General features: G+C 59.7%; 16 protein-coding genes. 9 read left to right on the forward strand and 7 right to left on the reverse strand.

What is annotated here, in order from left to right; all coding sequences use genetic code 11:
* Positions 1–31: 31 nt before the first annotated feature.
* The 3 genes from JWU58_RS23395 to JWU58_RS23405 all read right to left on the reverse strand — a co-directional run bounded on the left by JWU58_RS23395 (position 32) and on the right by JWU58_RS23405 (position 3,671).
* The gene (locus tag JWU58_RS23395) at positions 32–1,759 is read right to left on the reverse strand and encodes an ABC transporter ATP-binding protein/permease (protein ID WP_016771712.1); all 1,728 of its coding nucleotides are present in this window, start codon (positions 1,757–1,759) and stop codon (positions 32–34) included.
* A gap of 96 nt (positions 1,760–1,855) precedes the next feature.
* On the reverse strand, positions 1,856–2,416 hold the full coding sequence (locus JWU58_RS23400) for a response regulator transcription factor (RefSeq protein ID WP_003221630.1): 561 nt from the start codon (positions 2,414–2,416) through the stop codon (positions 1,856–1,858).
* Positions 2,409–3,671 carry an ATP-binding protein gene (locus JWU58_RS23405; protein ID WP_016771713.1) on the reverse strand — a complete coding sequence of 421 codons (1,263 nt, stop codon included), beginning with the start codon at positions 3,669–3,671 and terminating at the stop codon, positions 2,409–2,411. The genes JWU58_RS23400 and JWU58_RS23405 overlap by 8 nt, the downstream gene beginning before the upstream one ends.
* Positions 3,672–3,922: 251 nt before the next feature.
* Here JWU58_RS23405 and JWU58_RS23410 point away from each other — a divergent pair, with 251 nt between their 5' ends.
* The gene (locus tag JWU58_RS23410) at positions 3,923–4,639 is read left to right on the forward strand and encodes an SIMPL domain-containing protein (protein WP_137215511.1); all 717 of its coding nucleotides are present in this window, start codon (positions 3,923–3,925) and stop codon (positions 4,637–4,639) included.
* Between the two features lie 197 nt (positions 4,640–4,836).
* Here JWU58_RS23410 and JWU58_RS23415 read toward each other — a convergent pair whose 3' ends face one another.
* Positions 4,837–5,199 carry a DUF6124 family protein gene (locus tag JWU58_RS23415; RefSeq protein ID WP_206421055.1) on the reverse strand — a complete coding sequence of 121 codons (363 nt, stop codon included), beginning with the start codon at positions 5,197–5,199 and terminating at the stop codon, positions 4,837–4,839.
* A 1,181-nt stretch (positions 5,200–6,380) separates the two neighbouring features.
* Between JWU58_RS23415 and JWU58_RS23420 the strand changes: the two genes are divergently transcribed.
* From JWU58_RS23420 to JWU58_RS23455, 8 genes are all read left to right on the forward strand, one after another.
* The gene (locus tag JWU58_RS23420; RefSeq protein ID WP_016771716.1) at positions 6,381–8,006 is read left to right on the forward strand and encodes an ABC transporter substrate-binding protein; all 1,626 of its coding nucleotides are present in this window, start codon (positions 6,381–6,383) and stop codon (positions 8,004–8,006) included.
* Positions 8,007–8,305: 299 nt separating this feature from the next.
* Positions 8,306–9,904 carry an ABC transporter substrate-binding protein gene (locus tag JWU58_RS23425; RefSeq protein WP_024011591.1) on the forward strand — a complete coding sequence of 533 codons (1,599 nt, stop codon included), beginning with the start codon at positions 8,306–8,308 and terminating at the stop codon, positions 9,902–9,904.
* A 176-nt stretch (positions 9,905–10,080) separates the two neighbouring features.
* Entirely contained in the window at positions 10,081–11,496 is a 1,416-nt protein-coding gene (locus JWU58_RS23430) for an OprD family porin (RefSeq protein ID WP_206421056.1), read from the forward strand.
* A gap of 77 nt (positions 11,497–11,573) precedes the next feature.
* Positions 11,574–13,169 (forward strand): ABC transporter substrate-binding protein, encoded by a 1,596-nt coding sequence (locus JWU58_RS23435; RefSeq protein WP_073473823.1) that lies wholly within the window; start codon positions 11,574–11,576, stop codon positions 13,167–13,169.
* A gap of 73 nt (positions 13,170–13,242) precedes the next feature.
* Positions 13,243–14,253, forward strand: a complete 1,011-nt coding sequence (locus tag JWU58_RS23440; protein WP_016771720.1) for an ABC transporter permease subunit — start codon at positions 13,243–13,245, stop codon at positions 14,251–14,253.
* 11 nt (positions 14,254–14,264) lie between these two features.
* On the forward strand, positions 14,265–15,191 hold the full coding sequence (locus JWU58_RS23445; RefSeq protein ID WP_016771721.1) for an ABC transporter permease subunit: 927 nt from the start codon (positions 14,265–14,267) through the stop codon (positions 15,189–15,191).
* A 10-nt stretch (positions 15,192–15,201) separates the two neighbouring features.
* Positions 15,202–16,170: an ABC transporter ATP-binding protein gene (locus JWU58_RS23450; RefSeq protein WP_016771722.1), complete on the forward strand. Its 969-nt coding sequence runs from the start codon at positions 15,202–15,204 to the stop codon at positions 16,168–16,170.
* Positions 16,170–17,150, forward strand: a complete 981-nt coding sequence (locus JWU58_RS23455) for a peptide ABC transporter ATP-binding protein (protein ID WP_016771723.1) — start codon at positions 16,170–16,172, stop codon at positions 17,148–17,150. Before JWU58_RS23450 ends, JWU58_RS23455 begins: the two co-directional genes overlap by 1 nt.
* 207 nt (positions 17,151–17,357) lie before the next feature.
* On the opposite strand, the gene JWU58_RS23460 is transcribed toward JWU58_RS23455, so the two are convergent.
* The 3 genes from JWU58_RS23460 to JWU58_RS23470 form a co-directional block, all read right to left on the reverse strand.
* Positions 17,358–17,621 carry a hypothetical protein gene (locus JWU58_RS23460; RefSeq protein WP_071174375.1) on the reverse strand — a complete coding sequence of 88 codons (264 nt, stop codon included), beginning with the start codon at positions 17,619–17,621 and terminating at the stop codon, positions 17,358–17,360.
* A 159-nt stretch (positions 17,622–17,780) separates the two neighbouring features.
* Positions 17,781–18,911, reverse strand: a complete 1,131-nt coding sequence (locus JWU58_RS23465; protein WP_241196138.1) for an MFS transporter — start codon at positions 18,909–18,911, stop codon at positions 17,781–17,783.
* Positions 18,912–19,836: 925 nt separating this feature from the next.
* A complete protein-coding gene (locus JWU58_RS23470) occupies positions 19,837–21,420 on the reverse strand; it encodes a peptide chain release factor 3 (RefSeq protein WP_016771727.1) in 1,584 nt (527 codons plus the stop codon).
* Between the last annotated feature and the right edge of the window lie 82 nt (positions 21,421–21,502).

The raw sequence follows: 21,502 nt of genomic DNA on the forward strand, positions 1-21,502 counted from the left end.
CGCGAGCAGGCTCGCTCCCACAGGTGAGTGTTCAGACAGTTATGGCCTGTTCGACCAGACGACCGCTGTCGATCCGCACATGCCGTGGATGGAATCGTTTCAAACTGCTTCGGTGACCGACGCTGACAATGCTCAGCCCTGGATTCTCGTCGATCAACGCCTGATACAAGGTCGCCTCGTCCTCTTCATCCATCGCCGATGTAGCCTCGTCCATGTACAGCCATTGCGGTGCATAAAGGAGCGCGCGGGCGAAGGCCAGGCGTTGTTGCTCGCCCGGTGAAAGCATGCGCTGCCAGTGATTGGCTTCATCCAGCCGCCCAACCAAGTGCGGCAGACGACAGGTTTCCAGCACCTGTGCATAACGCTCCGGCGCGTAGGTATCGCCCGGCTGTGGATAACTCAGCGCTTCACGCAATGTGCCGATCGGCAGATAAGGCTTCTGCGGCAGGAACAGATAACGCGCCGCCGGCAAACGAATATTGCCGTGCCCCGCCGGCCACAAATGCCCCATCGCCCGCAGCAGTGTCGACTTTCCGCTGCCGGAACGGCCGCTGAGCATCACGCGCTCACCCGGCTCAACGGTCATGTCGGCGTCGGTCAGCAGGTGACGACCATCGGCCAGATCCAGGCCGAGGTTGTGCACCTGCAAGTCGCTGCCCTGATTCTGCACGTCGATGGCCGGGGTGCGTTGTTCGTTGTCGCTCATGGCCTGACGGAAACTCAGCAGACGATCACAGGTGGCGCGCCAAGCGGCCAAGTCCGAATACGCAGTGATGAACCAGCTGAAATTCTCCTGCACGTTGCCGAACGCCGAGTTGATTTGCATCAGCTCGCCAAGTTCGATCTTGCCGGACAGATAGCGCGGCGCGGCGACGACAAACGGGAAAATGATTGCGATCTGACCGTAACCGGAGGTGAAGAACGTCAGGCGCTTGGACACGCGCATGATGTCCCAGAAATTGTGCCAGACCAGCCCGAAGCGGTTGCTCAGGCGGCGGTTCTCATTCGGTTCGCCGTTGTACAAGGCGATGCTTTCCGCGTTCTCACGCACGCGGACCATGGAAAAACGCAGGTCTGCTTCGAAGCGTTGTTGCTTGTTGTTCAGACCGATCAGACGGCGACCGATCAAATGCGTCAGCCAACTGCCGACCGCTGCATACAACAGCGCACACCAGAACATGTAGCCGGGAATTTCGATGCCGAACACTTCGATACTGCCCGACACGCCCCACAGAATGATCGAGAACGACACCAGACTGACAATCGTGCGCAGCAGCCCGAGGCCCAGGCTCAGGGTGTTGGCGGTGTAAGTGTTGAGGTCTTCGGAAATCCGCTGGTCGGGGTTATCGGTATAACCGCCCTGCTCCAGCTGATAGTAATTCTTGTGGTCTAGCCAGCGCTTGAAGTGCTTTTCGGTAAGCCACGCCCGCCAGCGGATCGTCAGCATCTGCGTCAGATACAAGCGATACACCGCGCCGAGAATCGCCACAGTCGCGATGCCGCAGAAATACAGGATCAGCTGCCAGAACGCGGCTTCATCCTTTCTCTGCAAAGCGTTGTAGAAATCCTTGTACCAACTGTTGATCCACACCGAGATCGCTACGCTGAACAGCGTCAGCGCAATTACGGCAATCAGCAACGTCCAGGCCTTGCCCTTCTCTTCGCTGCGCCAGTAAGGCGTGGTCATCGCCCAGACTTTGCGAAAAAACTGCCCGCGCACAGCATCGTTGACCGCGGAATATTCAGCGTTCTGATTCATGGATAAGGCTCGATAGTAAAAAGAACGGACACGCGCCGATCATAGATGATCGGCGCGATTTATCGCGAGGGCTGGCGATAGTCGTTCAGCGCAGGTTCAGCGACGAACCGGACGCTTCTGCAATTTGCGCTGCAAGGTGCGGCGGTGCATGCCCAGCGCGCGGGCCGTGGCGGAAATGTTGCCTTCGTGCTCGGTGAGCACGCGCTGGATGTGCTCCCATTGCAGACGATCGACCGACATCGGGTTTTCCGGCACCAGACTGTCGAGGTCGGCATGCTCGGACAGCAGCGCGGCCAGCACGTCGTCGGCATCAGCGGGTTTGCACAGGTAGTTGCAGGCGCCACGCTTGATCGCCTCCACCGCTGTGGCAATGCTCGAATAACCGGTGAGGATCACCACGCGCATTTCCGGATCGAGCTCCAGCAGCTTGGGCAGCAGGACCAGACCGGAATCGCCGTCCATTTTCAGGTCCAGCGCGGCGTAATCAGGCAGATCGGCCTGGGCGATGGTCAGGCCTTCTTCCGCAGAACCGGCAGTGCTGACGCGAAAGCCGCGGCGGGCCATGGCGCGGGCCATGACGCGGGTGAAGGTCGCGTCGTCGTCGACCAGCAGCAGATGCGGCAGTTCTTCGCCTTCGACTTGGATTTCGTCACTCATGTTGGTCTCCTCGGGCGCCGTGGGGCAGGCGCAGCTCGGTGAGCGTGCCGCCTTCCTCATGACTATAGAGTTTCACTGAGCCGCCGGCGCGTGTCACGCTGGCCTTGCTCAAAAACAGGCCCAGGCCGAAACCTTTGCCCTTGGTGGTAAAAAACGGTTTGCCGATCTGCTCGGCGATGGCCAGCGGCACACCGGCGCCGTGGTCGCGAATGCTGATGGTCAAAGTCTCTGCGTCCCAGTCCAGCGTCACCTGGAGATTTTCCGGGCAGGCGTCGGCTGCGTTGTTGAGCAGATTCAGCAAAGCCTGGGTCAGATCCGGCGGCGGCGCCATGCGCGGCACCGCACCCTGGCCGAGACGCTGGAAGCGGTAACTGGCTTCCGGGCGCATCAGGTGCCAACGGTTCAACGCCTCGTCGAGCCAGTCGGTGACGTCCTGCATCTCCACCGCCAGACGCCGGTTGGCCTCGGCGGCGCGGACCAGTTGCTGCAAGGTTTCCTTGCACAGCTTGACCTGATCCTGCAGCACTTTCAGATCGTCCTGCAGCAACGCATCGGGGTGATCCTGCTGCATTTCCTTGAGCAGCACGCTCATGGTCGCCAGCGGTGTGCCCAATTCATGCGCAGCACCGGCGGCCTGGGTCGCGACGGCGAGCAACTGCTGATCACGCAGCCCCTCCTCCCGGCGAATCGCGCGCAACTCTTCCTGCCGGCGCAACTCTTCAGCCATCCGCGCGGCGAAGAAGGTGATCACCGCAGCAGCCAGGGCAAAGCTCAGCCACATGCCGTAAATCTGCAGATTCTCACGGGCGACCGGCAGGGTTTCCAGCGGATAGAAACGCGTCAGCATCAGCGTGTACAGCGCCAGCGCGATGCCGGACAGAATCACCGAATAACGCCACGGCAAGGTCACCGCCGCGATCGTCAGCGGCACCAGATAATAGGAAACGAACGGGTTGGTCGAACCGCCGGAGAAATACAGCAGCGCACTGTGAATCACCAGATCGCAGGCCAGTTGCAGCGCGTACTCAAGCTCGGTCACCGGCCACGATGTGCGCAGGCGCACGGCAGTGAACACGCAGAGCAGAATCGAACAGCCCAGGGTCATCGCCAATTGCACCCAGGGCAAAGGCAACAATTGCAGCCAGTAGGCCAGGCCCACGGACCCGGCCTGCGCGGCGAGCACCAGGGTGCGGATGAAAGTCAGCCGCCAGAGGTTCTGGCGAGTGGCGGAAGTCAGTTGTACGGGGGCGAGCATGAGCTCTCCTGATGAGCGCTCCAGGCGGATCGCACGGAGTATAACCAAGGCGCGGGGTTCAGAGGCGAAAGTGCGGCAAACGACCACAGGAGAGCAGCTGCAAGTTGCAAGCTTCCAGCGGCAAGCAAGATCAAAAGCGCCGCAGTTCTTGCTCTTGCCTTTACTTGCAGCTTGAAGCTTGCAACTTGCAGCTGCTTTATAGAGTCTGATGGCTCACGCAGCGCCCTCTGCGCCTCATTCAAGGAGCCTTCATGCACACATTTCGCCGCAGCGCCGCCCTCCTCGCCCTGACCGTCGGCAGCGTCGCCAGCCTCCCGGCGCTGGCCGCCGATGAGCTGCACTACAACCAGATTTCCCTGCGCGCCGAAGTCAGCCAGGAAGTGGCCCGCGACCAGATGATCGTGACGCTCTACACCGAAGAGCAGAACACCGACCCGGCCAAACTCGCCGCCGCCATCAGCACTACCATGAACAAGGCCACCGCCCAGGCCAAACAAGTCAAAGACATCACCCTGCGCACGGGCAGCCGCAACAGCTATCCGATCTACGACACCAAAGGCCAGAAGATCACCGGCTGGCGCGAACGCGCCGAACTGCGCCTGGAAAGCACCGACTTCGCCGCCCTGTCCAAACTCACCGGCGAGTTGCTGACCGAGCTGAAAATGGGCGGCATGGACTTCGCCATCGCCGACCCGACCCGCAAGGCCAGCGAAGACCAGTTGCTCAAAGAAGCGGTCACCGCCTTCAAGACCCGCGCCCAACTGGCCACCGACGCCCTGGGCGGCAAGGGTTATAAAATCGTCAACCTGAACCTCAACAGCAACGGATACCCACAACCGTACCTGCGCGCGCCCATGATGATGAAAGCCGCAGCCATGGATTCCGCGCCGGTGACGCCTGAAGTTGAAGCCGGCACCAGCCAGGTCAGCATGACCGCCGATGGCTCGATTGAAGTGTTGATGCAGTGATTTAAGCTTGGCTGAATGAAGGACCGGCAATCAGTAAATGGTTGCCGGTTTTTTTGTGCCCGGGTTTTGTAGTGAATGATCCACCGCTTTCGCTGGCAAGCCAGCTCCCACAGGTTTTGTAGTGTTTTGAAAATTGCATATAACCCTGTGGGAGCGGGCTTGCCCGCGAAAAACGATAACGCGGTGGCCCTGACTGATTACGTACGCGGATCAACCCGATCCAGCGCCCGATTCACCGCCAGCTCCGCCAGCATGATGATCTGCTGAATCGCCAGCGCCGTATTGCGCTGGGGACGGCCGAGCTGATCGGCGAAATCGCTGGCCAGGGTGTTGGCTGACGCGAGGGATTCACAGGCATGAGCCAGCAGACTTTCGGTGTCGATGTCGGGCTGGATCAGAAACATCGTGCTGGGTGGATGGGGTTTGCTGGGTGCAGGGCAGAGGTAGAAATCGAGGGCACGCTTGATGGCTTCGCGGTTCTTCGCGAGATCGTCGGCGCGCAGCGCGGCTTCAAGGGGGGTTGAGGTTTCTTCGGGTGGGTCGGGGACTGGTTTGGTCATGCGCTTCACCTATGAGGTTGAGCCATCTCGATGCCGTTTCTCACACGGCGAAGAGGTGGCAGCTTTGTGCGGGGTGAGAAAACCGGTCATAGGCACCCGGCCGGACATAAGCCCGCCCGCACAGAGCCGCCATAACGCACTTGCAGGCAGCAAACTTGCTGGCGGCAATTATGCGGATCTGGGCACTGAATGACTATGAATGTCGGGTTCTCACACCCGATCGCTGAACAACCAGCGACGACCCAAGCCTAGAGAGCGGACGTCCGACGGACAACCTGAAAACCTTGTGGGAAGGTTCGGGTTATTTGGCATCGGAATTAAACAAACTCAAGTCCTCGGGGGCCTGGACGTGCCGCATCGCGAGCAGGCTCACTCCTACAAAAGCCAAGGCAAAGCAGCGCAGCTGCCCGCGGCGAAGCCGCCCCACTCCACAATGAGCGCAAGCTCGAGTACCGCTTTTGATCTTGATCCACCGGCGACGTCGGAAGGCTGAGTGGAGGGATTGATCCGGGCGTGGGAGCGCAGCGACCGTTCGACGAAGTCGAACACAGCGGAAGGAGGTGCAGCGAAGCAAACCGTAGCCGCTGCACCCGGATCAGTCCTGGAGCGAAGGAACCCGAGCCTGCGAGGGCCGAACGTAGGAGCAAGCCTTTTCGGTTACCTTTTTGCTGGGCCGGCACTCCGGCGTTTGAAAAAGGTGACCCGCCGTAAGGGCGGAACCGCAATCCGCAACACTCGCAGAAACGGATATACACCCAAAACCCAAGAGCCTGGTCGGCCCAAAGGCCGCCAAGGTGCCACCAATCGAAACACCCCAGTTGCACCAAGTAAAACTCCCCAATCCCTGCCCCAATTCACCCCACCCAAGCCCACCCCAAAAACCCCTCAACCCTGCCCATCCCCAAGGGTATAAATAAGTAACACCAAGCCCCAACCAAGCGCACAGAACAAGACCGGCGCACCATTTCAGTGCCCAGAATGCACCGCAAAAACCACCCGAAAACGGTCAAATGCGTCAAAAGTTATACGGATGCGACATTAAGGTACGTTCGTGCCACCGTTTAACGCCGCCGACCGCTCTGGATCTTGCATTGGGTATGGGGCCTGCATAAGTATCCGCAGGCACGACTCACGAGGTCGTACCTCACAACTAAAAAATGACAACAAATCATGAGGCCAACATGCTTAAACACGCGGTCATTCCGTTTCTAGTCGGCGCAGGCTTGTTAGCCTCCGCACCTTTCGCCACCGCTGCGACTAACCTGGTGTTCTGCTCCGAAGGGAGCCCGGCCGGTTTTGATCCAGGCCAGTACACCACCGGAACCGACTTCGACGCCTCAGCCGAAACCATGTTCAACCGCCTGACCCAGTTCGAGCGCGGCGGCACCGCCGTGATTCCTGGCCTGGCGACCAAGTGGGACATTTCCGATGATGGCCTGACTTACACCTTCCACCTGCGCGAAGGCGTCAAGTTCCACACCACCCCGTATTTCAAGCCGACTCGTGAATTCAACGCCGACGACGTGCTGTTTACGTTCAACCGCATGATCAACAAGGACGACCCGTTCCGTAAGGCGTACCCGACCGAATTCCCGTACTTCACCGACATGGGGATGGACACCAACATCACCAAGATCGATAAAGTCGACGACCACACCGTCAAGTTCACTCTGAAAGAAGTCGATGCCGCGTTCATCCAGAACATGGCCATGAGCTTCGCGTCCGTGCAGTCCGCCGAATACGCGGCCCAACTGCTCAAGGATGGCAAAGCCGCCGACATCAACCAGAAGCCGATCGGCACCGGCCCGTTCGTGTTCAAGAGCTACCAGAAAGACTCGAACATCCGTTACACCGGCAACAAGGATTACTGGAAACCTGAAGACGTGAAGATCGACAACCTGATCTTCGCCATCACTACCGACCCATCGGTGCGTATCCAGAAGCTGAAGAAGAACGAGTGCCAGGTCACCCTGTTCCCGCGTCCGGCCGATCTGAAAGCGCTGAAAGAAGACAAGTCGCTGAAGATGCCGGATCAGGCCGGCTTCAACCTCGGCTACATCGCTTACAACGTGATGGACAAGGTCAAGGGCAGCAACGAGGCCAACCCACTGGCTGACCTGCGCGTGCGCCAGGCACTGGACATGGCCGTGAACAAGCCGCAGATCATCGATTCGGTTTACCAGGGCGCGGGGCAACTGGCGGTCAACGCCATGCCGCCGACCCAGTGGTCCTACGACACCACCATCAAGGATGCCAAGTACGATCCTGAGAAAGCCAAACAGCTGCTCAAGGAAGCCGGCGTCAAGGAAGGTACCGAGATCGTCCTGTGGGCGATGCCGGTTCAGCGTCCGTACAACCCGAACGCCAAACTGATGGCTGAAATGCTCCAGTCCGACTGGGCCAAGATCGGCTTGAAAGTGAAGATCACCAGCTACGAGTGGGGCGAGTACATCAAGCGCTCCAAAGGTGGCGAGAACCAGGCCATGATCATTGGCTGGAGCGGTGACAATGGTGATCCGGACAACTGGCTCAACGTTCTGTTCGGCTGCGACTCGCTGAGCGGCAACAACTTCTCCAAGTGGTGCGACAAGAAGTTCGACGGCCTGGTGAAAGAAGCCAAACGCACTACCGACCAGGGCAAGCGCACCGAGCTGTACAAACAGGCGCAACACGTCCTCAAAGATGCAGTTCCAATGACACCTATCGCTCACTCGACGGTGTATCAACCCATGCGCGCCAACGTGCAGGATTTCAAGATCAGCCCATTTGGCCTGAATTCCTTCTACGGCGTCAGCGTCAGCAAGTAAGACATTGCAACGGCGGCGTTTCTGACGTCGCCGTTGCTTTATCTACCGGAAAAAAGGAAAAGGCCTACACCCAAATCCGCCGCAGATGATTGCTTCGGTATAGGCGCGTCGACTTTTCCTACGAGCATTAAGGCAATTACGTATTTACTGCCAGAGGCACGGTGCCTACCGTCGCGTACTGACCAGTGTCTGCGTGGGCCACCGGTTTTGCCGTACGTATTGGATTGAGCTCAATGCGACCAGAAAGTCCCGGGATAGGGACCCTGACGCATTGCACAACACTAAAAAGAGGGAGCGTCATGCGCCATACCTTGATTTTTTCCGCACTGTTGGGCGCCGGCCTGTTGGCCGCCACGTCTGCAAGCTACGCCGCCAGCGACAGCCTGGTGTTTTGCTCGGAAGGCAGCCCGGCGGGTTTCGATACCGCGCAATACACGACGGCCACCGACAACGACGCCGCCGAGCCGCTGTACAACCGCCTCGTCGAGTTCGAAAAAGGCGCGACCAATGTCGTACCGGGCCTGGCGACCAAGTGGGACATTTCCGAAGATGGCCTGAAATACACCTTTCACCTGCGTGAAGGCGTGAAATTTCATACAACCCCTTACTTCAAGCCGAGCCGCGATTTCAACGCTGACGATGTCGTGTTCACGTTCACTCGCATGCTCGATGCGCAACAACCGTTCCGCAAGGCCTACCCCACCGAGTTTCCGTACTTCAACGGGATGAGCCTGAACAAGAACATCGCCAAGGTCGAGAAGACCGGGCCGCTGACCGTGGAGTTCACGCTCAACAGCGTCGATGCGGCGTTCATCCAGAACATCGCGATGAGCTTCGCTTCGATTCTGTCTGCCGAATACGCCGACAAGCTGCTGGCCGACGGCAAGCCGAGCGACATCAACCAGAAGCCGATCGGCACCGGGCCGTTCGTATTCAAGAGCTACCAGAAAGACTCGAACATCCGCTATACCGGCAACCCGCAGTACTGGGATCCGAGCCGGGTCAAGCTGAAGAACCTGATTTTTGCGATCAACACCGACGCTTCGGTACGCGTGCAGAAGCTCAAGGCCAACGAGTGCCAGATCACCCTGCACCCGCGCCCTGCCGATGTTGAAGCACTGAAGGCCGACCCGAAACTGCAACTGATTTCCAAGCCGGGCTTCAACCTCGGCTACATCGCCTACAACGTGCGCCACAAGCCATTCGATCAACTGGAAGTGCGTCAGGCGCTGGACATGGCGGTGAATAAACAGGGAATTCTCAACGCTGTTTATCAAGGCGCAGGCCAACTGGCCGTCAACGCCATGCCACCGACCCAGTGGTCCTACGACGACACCATCAAGGACGCTGCCTACAACCCGGAAAAAGCCAAGGAACTGCTCAAGGCCGCCGGCGTGAAAGAAGGCACCGAGATCACCCTGTGGGCGATGCCGGTGCAGCGTCCATACAACCCGAACGCCAAGCTGATGGCCGAAATGCTCCAGTCCGACTGGGCCAAGATCGGCCTGAAAGTGAAGATCGTCAGCTACGAATGGGGCGAGTACATCAAGCGCACCAAGAACGGCGAGCACGACGTCAGCCTGATCGGCTGGACCGGTGACAACGGGGACCCGGACAACTGGCTGGGCACGCTGTACAGCTGCGACGCCATCGGTGGCAACAACTACTCCATGTGGTGCGATCCGGCGTACGACAAGCTGATCAAACAGGCCAAGGTCGTCACCGACCGCGACCAGCGCACCGTGCTTTATAAACAGGCCCAGCAATTGCTTAAACAGCAAGTGCCGATCACGCCTGTCGCCCACTCGACGGTCAACCAGCCGTTAAGCACCCGGGTCGAAGGGTTCAAAGTCAGCCCGTTCGGCCGCAACGTGTTCTCGGGTGTCAGTATCGATTAAACCAACCGATTAGCCGCAATGCTGAGGGGAGCCGTCTACTCCCCTCACGCAAGCGCTTTGCCTAAATTCGCCAATCCGGCTTATTGCAAACGTTTGCGATGTGTGAACGAGTTCTAAACCAATAACCGGCATACCAAAAAAAGCCGGGATAAAAAGAAAGTAAAGGAGCTTCACCCATGAAACTGAGCAGCACCGCGATACTGGCCCTGGCCATCAGCAGCATCACCGCCACGGCTTATGCGGAAACCCAGAGCCAGGCGTTCACTCCGGTGACCGTCAACGAGAAGAGCGCCCAGGCCGAAGCCACCGGCTTCCTCGAAGGGCAATCGATCAGCGGTTCGACCCGTAACTGGTACGCCAACGAACAACTCAAGCGTGGCGGCAAGTTCGCTTACCGCAAGAATGGCCAGTCCACCGAAACCGATCGCCGGATCAACTGGGTCCAAGGCACGATCATCAAGTACAACTCGGGCTTCACCGAAGGTACTGTCGGCTTCAGCACCGAAGTGGCTGCTTACAACGCGATCGCCCTTGAGCGCGACCGCGAGAACCTCGCCGCAAACAACGGCGGCGCTCCAGGCACTCGCCCAGGCCCAGGCAACAACCGGACCTTGACCCGCGAAGGCGGTGACGCTGTCGGCCAGTGGAGCAAGCTGGGCCTGGCCAACGTCAAGGCGCGCATCTCCAACACCACCCTGACCGCCGGCCGCATGAACTTCAGCAGCCCGCAAGTCGACGTGATCGGTAACCGTCCGCTGCCATCGAGCTTCGAAGGTATCGCGATCCACAGCGAAGAGCTGAACAACCTGGCGTTCGACGTCGCAACCTTCGACCGCGTTTCGCCACGTACCGAAGAAAGCCTGAGCAAGTTCCGCTCCGAATACGGTGACATCAACGCTGAAGCCGATCACGTCAACACCGCCGGTATTTCCTACCAGCCGTTCGCCAGCCTGACCACCAGCCTGTGGGGCACCCAGGCCGAGGACCTGTGGAACCAGTACTACTTCGGCGCTACCCACGTTTTGGGTGACAGCTCGGTACTGAGCCTGACCACCGGTCTGAACTACTACAAGACCGTCGACGAAGGCAAAAAACTGCTCGGCGACATCGACAACGACACCTACTCGCTGTCGTTTGGCCTGACTCATCAGGCCCACACCGTGACATTCTCGTACCAGGAAGTGAACGGTAACGAGTACTTCGACTACTTGCACGAAACCAACGGTATCTACCTGGCCAACTCCCTGCTCTCGGACTTCAACGGCCCGAACGAGAAGTCCTTCCAGGTTTCCTACGGTCTCAACATGGCTGAGTACGGTGTACCAGGCCTGAAATTCAACATCTACCAGGCACGCGGCTGGGGCATCGACGGCACTCACTACAAGGGTGGCGGCTACGATGGCGTGCAGGCGATGGATGGCGAGCACCACTATGAATACGGCGTAGGTGCAACCTACGCAGTACAGAGCGGCCCGCTCAAGGCCACGACCATTCGCGGCACTTACACCGCTCACCGTGCCAGCGAAAACCAGGCTGACGGCAGCATCAACGAGTTCCGTCTCGTAACCACCATCCCGTTCAACATTCTGTAAAAACGCCAACCGACGGCTGACTCATGATGAGTCGGCCGTTCGGTTTTCTGTCTTCAACCGATTGCAGAGGGTTATCGATGAAAATGCTTCCCCTACGTGCGGCCATCGCGGCTGCGTTGCTGAGTGTCGCCGTTGGCGCCTCGGCCAAACCCTTGGTGGTCTGCACCGAAGCCAGCCCGGAAGGCTTCGATATGGTCCAGTACACAACTGCAGTCACGGCGGACGCTGTGGCCGAAACCATCTTCAACCGCCTGGCCGATTTCAAGCCCGGCACCACTGAAGTGATCCCGGCACTTGCCGAGTCGTGGGACATCAGCGAGGACGGCCTGACCTACACGTTCCACCTGCGCAAAGGCGTCAAGTTTCACACCACCGAATATTTCAAGCCGACCCGCGACATGAACGCCGACGACGTGGTCTGGAGCTTCCAGCGTCAACTGGACCCGAATCACCCGTGGCACAAACTGTCGAGCGTGGGCTTCCCCTACTTTGAAAGCATGGGCTTCAAGGAACTGCTCAAAAGCGTAGAAAAAGTCGACGACAATACGGTCAAGTTCACCCTGACCCGTCGCGAAGCGCCGTTCCTGGCTGACATCGCCATGGCGTTCTCGTCGATCTACCCGGCCGAATACGCCGACCAGTTGCTCAAGGCCAACAAGACTGGCGATCTGAACAACAAGCCGATCGGCACCGGCCCGTTCATCTTCCAGCGTTACGCCAAGGATGCGCAGGTGCGTTTCAAGGCCAACCCGGATTACTTCCGTGGCAAGCCACCGGCCGACGCGTTGATCCTGGCGATCGCCACCGACAACAACGTGCGCCTGCAAAAGCTCAAGGCCAACGAGTGCCAGATCGCGCTGTATCCGAAACCGGATGACATCCCGAGCATCAAGAAAGACAGCAAGCTGAAAGTCGACGAGCTGGACGCGATGACCGTTTCGTACATCGCCATGAACACCCAGCACAAGTACATGAGCGACGTGCGCGTGCGCAAAGCCATCGACATCGCGTTCGACAAGGAAGCCTACGTCAACGCGCTGTTCGGCAAAGGCAACGCTTCGGTAGCGGTCAACCCGTACCCGCCGACCTTGCTCGGCTACAACCATGACCTGAAGAACCCGCCACGCGACCTCGACAAGGCACGTGCCCTGCTCAAGGAAGCCGGGGTTCCGGAAGGCACTACCTTCACCCTGTTCACCCGTAACGGCGGCGGTCCGACCAACCCCAACCCGATGCTCGGCGCGCAAATGATGCAGGCTGACCTGGCGAAAGTCGGGATCAAGATCGACATCCGCGTGATGGAATGGGGCGAGATGCTCAAGCGCGCCAAGGCCGGCGAGCACGACATGGTCTCGGCCGGATGGGCGGGCGACAACGGCGACCCGGATAACTTCCTGACGCCTATGCTCAGTTGCGAGGCCGCCAAGAACGGCGAAAACTACGCACGCTGGTGCAACGAGAAATTCCAGGCACTGCTGGATGAAGCGCGGGCTAAAGTAGATCCGGCCGAACGCGCCGCGCTCTACGAACAGGCCCAAGTGCTGTTTAATCAGGACCAGCCATGGATCAGCATGGCCCATACTCGGATGTTCACTGCAATGCGCAACAATGTAGAGGGCTACCACATCAGCCCTCTCACCACTAATAACTTCGCCACCACCCAGGTGAAGTAGATAAGAAACGCCCGGCGTCCCTTACCTGAGGGACGCCGGACACGCCTAACCGGCTGATGAGGTACCACACAAGATGTTTAGTTTTATTGCGCGCCGACTGGGGTTGTTGATCCCCACGTTTTTCGGCATCACCTTGCTGACTTTCGCGTTGATTCGCATGATTCCGGGCGACCCCGTGGAAGTGATGATGGGCGAACGTCGGGTCGACCCCGAAATGCACGCTCAGGCAATGGAACGCCTGGGGCTGAACAAGCCGCTGTATGCCCAGTATCTGGATTACATCGGCAAACTGGCCCAGGGCGATCTCGGTGAGTCGTTGCGTACCCGTGAAAGTGTGTGGACCGAGTTCACCTCTCTTTTCCCGGCGACTCTGGAACTGTCCATGGCCGCCCTGCTGTTCGCTGGCATCCTCGGGCTTCTGGCCGGGGTGATCGCGGCACTCAAACGAGGATCGCTGTTCGACCACGGGGTGATGGGCATCTCCCTCGCGGGCTATTCGATGCCGATCTTCTGGTGGGGCCTGATCCTGATCATGTTCTTCTCGGTGAGCCTGGGCTGGACCCCGGTCTCCGGGCGCATCGACCTGCTGTATGACATCGAGCCGAAAACCGGCTTCATGCTGATCGACACGCTGCTGGCCGATGACGTCGGCGCGTTCTTCGACGCCCTGCATCACCTGATCCTGCCGGCCATCGTGCTCGGTACCATTCCGCTGGCGGTAATCGCGCGGATGACCCGTTCGTCGATGCTCGAAGTGCTGCGCGAAGACTACATCCGCACCGCCAAGGCCAAAGGCCTGTCGCCGTCGCGCGTGGTGTTCGTGCACGGTCTGCGCAATGCGCTGATTCCGGTGCTGACCGTAGTCGGCCTGCAGGTCGGCACGCTGCTGGCCGGTGCGGTCCTGACCGAAACCATCTTCTCCTGGCCCGGCATCGGTAAATGGCTGATCGAAGCCATCGGCGCCCGGGACTATCCGGTGGTGCAAAACGGCATCCTGTTAATCGCCTGCCTGGTGATTCTGGTCAACTTCGTGGTGGACATCCTCTACGGCTTTGCCAACCCACGCATCCGTCATCAGCGCTGAGGTCAATACCCATGAGCACTCCAACATCCTCAGTAGCCACCGCCACGTCCGCCGTGGATCAAAGCCTGCTGTACCCATCGCCGTACAAAGAATTCTGGCAAGCGTTCTCGAAGAACAAGGGCGCCGTTGCCGGCCTGCTGTTCATGCTGCTGATCATCTTCTGCGCGATCTTCGCGCCGTGGGTCGCGCCGCATAATCCGAGCGAGCAATACCGTGACTTCCTGCTGACGCCGCCGGCGTGGCTCGAAGGCGGGCAGATGCAGTTCCTGCTCGGCACCGATGAACTCGGCCGTGACCTGCTGTCGCGTCTGATCCAGGGTTCGCGCCTGTCGTTGCTGATCGGCTTGTCGTCGGTGGTGATGTCGCTGATTCCGGGGATCCTGCTGGGTCTGTTTGCCGGTTTCTTCCCGAAAGTGGTCGGCCCGACCATCATGCGTCTGATGGACATCATGCTCGCCCTGCCGTCGCTGCTGCTGGCCGTGGCGATCGTCGCCATCCTCGGCCCTGGCCTGATCAACACCGTGATCGCGATTGCTGTGGTTTCCCTGCCGTCCTACGTGCGTCTGACCCGTGCCGCCGTCATGGGCGAACTGAACCGCGACTACGTCACCGCCGCGCGTCTGGCCGGTGCCGGTCTGCCGCGCCTGATGTTCATCACCGTGCTGCCCAACTGCATGGCGCCGCTGATCGTGCAGGCGACCCTGAGCTTCTCCTCGGCGATTCTCGATGCCGCTGCACTGGGCTTCCTCGGCCTCGGCGTACAACCGCCAACCCCTGAGTGGGGCACCATGCTGGCCTCGGCCCGCGACTACATCGAACGCGCCTGGTGGGTGGTAAGTCTGCCTGGTCTGACCATTTTGCTCAGCGTGCTGGCAATCAACTTGATGGGCGACGGCCTGCGCGATGCGCTGGACCCGAAACTCAAGAACGCCGCCTGAGGAGATTCAAATGTCACTGCTAGAAATCAAGAATCTCAACGTCCGCTTCGGCGACAAGACCGCGACCCCGGTGGTCGACGGCCTCGACCTGAAAGTCGACAAAGGCGAAGTGCTGGCCATCGTTGGCGAGTCGGGTTCGGGTAAATCCGTGACCATGATGGCGCTGATGGGCCTGATCGAGCATCCCGGCATCGTCACCGCTGACTCGCTCAGCTTCGACGGCAAGGACATGCTCAAACTCAGCAACCGCCAGCGTCGGCAGATCGTCGGCAAAGACCTGTCGATGGTCTTCCAGGACCCGATGACCGCGCTGAACCCGAGCTACACCGTCGGTTTCCAGATCGAGGAAGTGCTGCGCCTGCACCTGAAAATGTCCGGCAAGCAAGCGCGCAAGCGTGCCATCGAACTGCTGGAAAAAGTCGAGATCCCGGGCGCCGCCAGCCGCATGGACGCCTACCCGCATCAACTGTCTGGCGGTATGAGCCAGCGCGTCGCGATCGCCATGGCGATTGCCGGCGAGCCGAAACTGTTGATCGCCGACGAACCGACCACCGCGCTGGACGTGACGATTCAGGCGCAGATCATGGATCTGCTGCTGGCGTTGCAGAAAGAGCAGAACATGGGCCTGGTGCTGATCACCCACGACCTCGCGGTCGTGGCGGAAACCGCCCAGCGCGTCTGCGTGATGTACGCCGGTCAAGCTGTGGAAGTCGGTCAGGTGCCGCAACTGTTCGACATCCCGGCGCACCCGTACAGCGAAGCGCTGCTCAAGGCGATTCCCGAGCACAGCCTCGGCGCCTCACGTCTGTCGACTCTGCCGGGCATCGTCCCGGGCCGTTATGACCGTCCGCAGGGTTGCCTGCTGTCGCCGCGCTGCCCGTACGTGCAGGACAACTGCCGCACCCAGCGTCCGGGCCTTGATCCGAAAGCCAACAGCCTCGCCCGCTGCTTCTACCCGCTGAACCAGGAGGTGGCGTAATGGCCGTCGTACTTACCGCCCGCGACCTGACCCGTCACTACGAAGTCTCCCGTGGCCTGTTCAAGGGCCACGCCACCGTACGCGCGCTCAACGGCGTGTCTTTCGAACTGGAAGCCGGCAAGACTCTTGCCGTGGTAGGCGAATCCGGCTGTGGCAAATCCACTCTCGCCCGCGCCCTGACGCTGATCGAAGAGCCGTCGTCGGGCTCGCTGCAGATCGCCGGTCAGGAAGTTGCCGGCGCCGACAAGGCCGAGCGCAAGCAACTGCGCAAAGACGTGCAGATGGTGTTTCAGAGCCCGTACGCGTCGTTGAACCCACGGCAGAAAATCGGTGATCAACTGGCCGAGCCGCTGCTGATCAACACCAAGTTGTCAGCCACCGAGCGTCGCGAGAAAGTCCAGGCGATGATGAAGCAGGTCGGCTTGCGCCCTGAGCATTACCAGCGCTATCCGCACATGTTCTCCGGCGGTCAGCGCCAGCGTATCGCTCTGGCGCGGGCAATGATGCTGCAACCGAAAGTGCTGGTCGCGGACGAACCGACTTCGGCGCTGGACGTGTCGATTCAGGCCCAGGTGCTGAACCTGTTCATGGATTTGCAGCAGGAGTTCAACACCGCCTACGTGTTCATCTCGCACAACCTCGCGGTGGTGCAGCACGTGGCTGATGACGTGATGGTGATGTACCTCGGCCGCCCGGTGGAACTGGGCCCGAAAAACGACATCTACGAACGCCCACTGCACCCGTACACCCAGGCCCTGCTATCGGCGACCCCGACGATTCACCCGGACCCGAACAAGCCGAAAATCAAGATCGTCGGCGAACTGCCCAACCCGCTGAACCCGCCACCGGGCTGTGCTTTCCACAAGCGCTGCCCGTACGCCACCGAGCGTTGCACCACGGAAGAGCCGCTGCTGCGTGAACTGGATAATCGGCAGGTGGCTTGCCACTACGCCGAGCAGTTTCTCGACGGCGCGGCGTAGGCCCACGAAATATCTCATGTGGGAGCGAGCCTGCTCGCGAATGCGGTGTAACAGTCACCAACATTGTCGACTGAAATGACGCTTTCGCGAGCAGGCTCGCTCCCACAGGGAGTTCGTGTTGATTCAGGAATTCATGCGATAACAAAACCCCTTCCACCTCGATTGCGCATCAGTCGAGGCCGAAGGGGTTTTTCTTTGCCCGGCGATCTATGTCTGGCTATCGCCTTCGTCATCCGGGTCATCGGTATCCGGATCGTCCGTGGTCGAGTCGTCGTCATCGGCGCTGCCACCCTGATTCATATCCCCCGGTTCCGACTCGGACTTGGCCAGCATCAGGCCGCTATGCCCTACCTGGCCGTTAAACGCCTGAGATTCGTGATCCTCGCACTCGGCCCACGCCGTTGCGGTGCCGAGGGACAGCATCACCATCACTTTCAACAACATCAAAACCCGTAGCAATCTGCTTTTCATGGCCGACTCCATCCTGTTGCGCTAAGACATGCTTGCCGGACTGGCTCGATGTGAAATCTAGTTGCGATCCGACCGGCTCACCACTTAGGACGCGACCGCGCAGGCAGAAATGCCATCGACCGCCAGATTGCTTTCGAATAACCCTGATAACCGAATCAGCTAAGCGCCGCGCGTAGCCTGCCAGGTCAGTGGAATGGAGATCAGCACCAGCAGTGCGCTCATCAGCCAGACACTGTGCCCGCCAAACTGGCCATACAGCTGACCGCTGAGCACCGGCGACAACAACGCGCTGGCGCTCCAGCTCATGAAGAACAGCCCGAAGTACTGACCGCTCTTGCCGCTCTGGGCAAACTGCATCGCCAGTACATTCAACGGCGGCATGAACAGCGCCTCGCCCAGCGTCCACATCAGCGTCGACAGACAGACAAAAGCCAAGCCGGAACCGAACGGCAACATGCCCAATCCGCAGGCCAACAGCACACTGCCGACGAGCATTTGCCAACGCGAGCCCCAACGCTCGACCGAGTGCGACAGCGGGATTTGCAAAGCGATCACCAACAGCGCATTGAGCCCGAACTGCCAGCCGATCGCTTCGGTGCTCAGGTGGTAGTAATCACGCAGATAATTGCCCAGTGTGCTGTAGACCGTGTCGAACGCAATGCCGAGCACGGCCGTCGCCGCGAGCAGCCAGAGGAACGGCTTGTCGCGATACGGCAGGCTTGAGCCATCGATCGATTCGTCTTCAACCACCAGCACCGGCCGCCGCCACGTCGTACGCACGAACCACAGCAACGCCAGCATCGTCATCGCCGCACTGACAAAAAACACCCAACGAAAATCCGCCTGCGCCAACACCCCACCGGCCACCCCGGCAGCGGCCATGCCCAGATTACGCGCCACCCGACTCAGAGCCTGCGCACGGGAACGTTGCGCGACTTCGCAATACTCCATGATCAGCCGCTGATGCAACGTCCGAATCGCCCCATCGATGACACCGCTAAGCAATAGCAAACCGGCGAGCCAAGGCACCTGCGTCACCAGCCCCAACAGCATCAACACCCACACCGAAACGAAAAACAGCGCCGCCGTCAGCCGCGCCGTGCGCACATGATCACTGAGCCAACCACCGAGCATCGAACCGACCAGCAACCCGGCGCCATAGGCTGAAAGCAACCAACCCACGGTTTCAATCGCCAGGCCCAGCTCCTGACGCAGGTACAGCGCCATGAACAGCTTGACCATGGCGCTGAGGCGGTTGATGAACAACAGCGCCGCGAGGACCCAGGCCATGGGGGTGAAATAGCCTTTAAGAAGCAACAGGGGATTCAGCCGACTCGTCACTCCATTGACCTCTTCAAACGACTTGCAGGGACTGGAACACTACCGGTCAACATGGCGGTTGTCGCATACCAGCACATCCAAAACACGGAAAAAAGGATCCGCCCTACAACACGCTGTAGGAAATGTCGCAGGCTGAGAACTTTTGACCTTGCTTTTCAGGCTCGCAGTCTTCAACAACCGAATTGGATTGAGTGCATCAAACAGAAAATCGTCGGCTCGCAGATTGCCTTCGCGAGCAGGCTCACTCCTACAATTTGACCGCGTACCTCCTCAGAAACAGGCCGGCTATCAGGCCGCTTTCGCGAGCAAGCTCGCTCCCACAATTGGATTGGGGACGACCTCAAGAAACAGGTCGGCTGTCAGGCCGCCATCGCGAGCAGGCTCGCTCCCACAGAAAAGCAAAGCAGCGCAGCTGCCCGCGGCGAAGCCGCACCACTCAACAATGAGCGCAAGCTCGAGTGCTCTTGATCTTGATCCACCGGCGACGTCGGAAGGCTGAGTGGAGGGATTGATCCGGGGGTGGGAGCGTAGCGACCGTTCGACGAAGTCGAACACAGCGGAAGGAGGTGCAGCGAAGCAAACCGTAGCCGCTGCGCCCGGATCGATCCCGGAGCGAAGGAACCCGAGCCTGCGAGGGCCGAACGTAGGAGCAAGCCTTTTCGGTTACCTTTTTGCTGGGCCGGCACTCCGGCGTTTGAAAAAGGTGACTCGCCGTAAGGGCGAAACCGCCAGCCGCAGCACCCGCAGCAACGGATATTCACCCAAAACCCCAACAGCCTGGTCGGCCCAACGGCCGCCAAGACCAAAACCGGCAGCCCATAAAAAAGCCCCCAAGGCCTACACCTCAGGGGCTTTCAGAAAAACACCTCAAACCTTAATGATGCTCCCGCGTCGCGCGGAACTTCACATCCGGCCAGCGCTCTTCCATCAACGCCAGATTCACCCGCGTCGGCGCCAGGTAAGTCAGGTGACCACCGCCATCCAGCGCGAGGTTCTCCACCGCCTTGTTGGAAAATTCCTCAAGCTTCTTCTTGTCGTCACACTCGATCCAGCGCGCCGAATACACGGTGATCGGCTCATACGAGCACTCGACCTTGTATTCCTCTTTCAAACGGCTGGCGACCACATCGAACTGCAGCACACCGACGGCGCCGAGAATGATGTCGTTGCTGCGCTCGGGGAAGAACACCTGCGTCGCGCCCTCTTCCGCCAACTGCTGCAAGCCCTGACGCAACTGCTTGGATTTCAGCGGATCACGCAGACGCACGCGACGGAACAGTTCCGGGGCGAAGTGCGGAATACCGGTGAAACCGAGGACTTCGCCTTCGCTGAAGGTGTCGCCGATCTGGATCGTGCCGTGGTTGTGCAGACCGATGATGTCGCCGGCGTAGGCCTCTTCCAGTTGCTCACGCTCGGAGGAGAAGAACGTCAGGGCGTCGCCGATGCGCACGTCCTTGCCGGTACGCACGTGGCGCATCTTCATGCCTTTTTCGTACTTGCCCGAGCAGATACGCATGAAGGCGATGCGGTCGCGGTGTTTCGGGTCCATGTTCGCCTGGATCTTGAAGATGAAGCCCGAGAACTTCTCTTCGACCGGCTCGACGGTGCGCTCGTTGGCCACACGGGCCAGCGGACGCGGCGCCCAATCGACGACAGCATCGAGCACGTGGTCGACACCGAAGTTGCCCAGTGCAGTACCGAAGAACACCGGGGTCAACTGGCCGTCGAGGAATTCCTGCTGGTTGAATTCGTGACAGGCGCCCTGCACCAGTTCCAGCTGTTCGATGAAGCGCTCGTACTCGTCGCCCAGGTGCGCGCGCGCCTCGTCGGAGTCGAGTTTCTCGATGATCTTGGTTTCGGTGCGCTCGTGACCGTGACCGGCGGTGTAGACGATGATGTAGTCGTCGGCCAGGTGATACACGCCCTTGAAATCCCGGTAGCAACCGATCGGCCAGGTGATCGGCGCAGCCTTGATTTTCAGAACGGCTTCGATCTCGTCGAGCAGTTCGATCGGGTCGCGGATGTCACGGTCGAGCTTGTTGATGAAGCTGACGATCGGCGTGTCACGCAGACGGCAGACGTCCATCAGCGCAATGGTCCGAGGCTCAACACCCTTACCGCCGTCGAGCACCATCAATGCCGAGTCCACCGCTGTCAGGGTGCGGTAGGTGTCTTCGGAGAAGTCTTCGTGGCCCGGAGTGTCGAGCAGGTTGATCATGTGTTCGCGATAGGGGAACTGCATGACCGACGTGGTAATGGAAATACCCCGCTGTTTCTCCATCTCCATCCAGTCGGATGTCGCATGGCGATCGGATTTACGGGATTTCACCGTACCGGCCACTGCAATCGCCTTGCCCATCAACAGGAGCTTTTCGGTGATCGTGGTTTTACCGGCATCGGGGTGGGAAATAATGGCGAAAGTGCGGCGTTTCGCGACTTCGGCGGCCTGTTGGGTCATGGGAAATCGCCTGGCGGTGATTCAAAAAAGGGCCGCGATTATAGCCCAACTCGCTGCAATAACCGAACCGTTGAGCACATTA

The organism is Pseudomonas atacamensis, from assembly GCF_017167965.1.
In the GTDB taxonomy this organism is placed as follows: Bacteria; Pseudomonadota; Gammaproteobacteria; order Pseudomonadales; family Pseudomonadaceae; genus Aquipseudomonas; species Aquipseudomonas atacamensis.

What these genes read in the sequence shown, in the direction of transcription:
- JWU58_RS23395 (WP_016771712.1), bottom strand. Translation starts at nt 1,759, where the DNA reads ATGAATCAGAACGCTGAATATTCCGCGGTCAACGATGCTGTGCGCGGG.
- JWU58_RS23400 (WP_003221630.1), bottom strand. Translation starts at nt 2,416, where the DNA reads ATGAGTGACGAAATCCAAGTCGAAGGCGAAGAACTGCCGCATCTGCTG.
- JWU58_RS23405 (WP_016771713.1), bottom strand. Translation starts at nt 3,671, where the DNA reads ATGCTCGCCCCCGTACAACTGACTTCCGCCACTCGCCAGAACCTCTGG.
- JWU58_RS23410 (WP_137215511.1), top strand. Translation starts at nt 3,923, where the DNA reads ATGCACACATTTCGCCGCAGCGCCGCCCTCCTCGCCCTGACCGTCGGC.
- JWU58_RS23415 (WP_206421055.1), bottom strand. Translation starts at nt 5,199, where the DNA reads ATGACCAAACCAGTCCCCGACCCACCCGAAGAAACCTCAACCCCCCTT.
- JWU58_RS23420 (WP_016771716.1), top strand. Translation starts at nt 6,381, where the DNA reads ATGCTTAAACACGCGGTCATTCCGTTTCTAGTCGGCGCAGGCTTGTTA.
- JWU58_RS23425 (WP_024011591.1), top strand. Translation starts at nt 8,306, where the DNA reads ATGCGCCATACCTTGATTTTTTCCGCACTGTTGGGCGCCGGCCTGTTG.
- JWU58_RS23430 (WP_206421056.1), top strand. Translation starts at nt 10,081, where the DNA reads ATGAAACTGAGCAGCACCGCGATACTGGCCCTGGCCATCAGCAGCATC.
- JWU58_RS23435 (WP_073473823.1), top strand. Translation starts at nt 11,574, where the DNA reads ATGAAAATGCTTCCCCTACGTGCGGCCATCGCGGCTGCGTTGCTGAGT.
- JWU58_RS23440 (WP_016771720.1), top strand. Translation starts at nt 13,243, where the DNA reads ATGTTTAGTTTTATTGCGCGCCGACTGGGGTTGTTGATCCCCACGTTT.
- JWU58_RS23445 (WP_016771721.1), top strand. Translation starts at nt 14,265, where the DNA reads ATGAGCACTCCAACATCCTCAGTAGCCACCGCCACGTCCGCCGTGGAT.
- JWU58_RS23450 (WP_016771722.1), top strand. Translation starts at nt 15,202, where the DNA reads ATGTCACTGCTAGAAATCAAGAATCTCAACGTCCGCTTCGGCGACAAG.
- JWU58_RS23455 (WP_016771723.1), top strand. Translation starts at nt 16,170, where the DNA reads ATGGCCGTCGTACTTACCGCCCGCGACCTGACCCGTCACTACGAAGTC.
- JWU58_RS23460 (WP_071174375.1), bottom strand. Translation starts at nt 17,621, where the DNA reads ATGAAAAGCAGATTGCTACGGGTTTTGATGTTGTTGAAAGTGATGGTG.
- JWU58_RS23465 (WP_241196138.1), bottom strand. Translation starts at nt 18,911, where the DNA reads ATGGCCTGGGTCCTCGCGGCGCTGTTGTTCATCAACCGCCTCAGCGCC.
- JWU58_RS23470 (WP_016771727.1), bottom strand. Translation starts at nt 21,420, where the DNA reads ATGACCCAACAGGCCGCCGAAGTCGCGAAACGCCGCACTTTCGCCATT.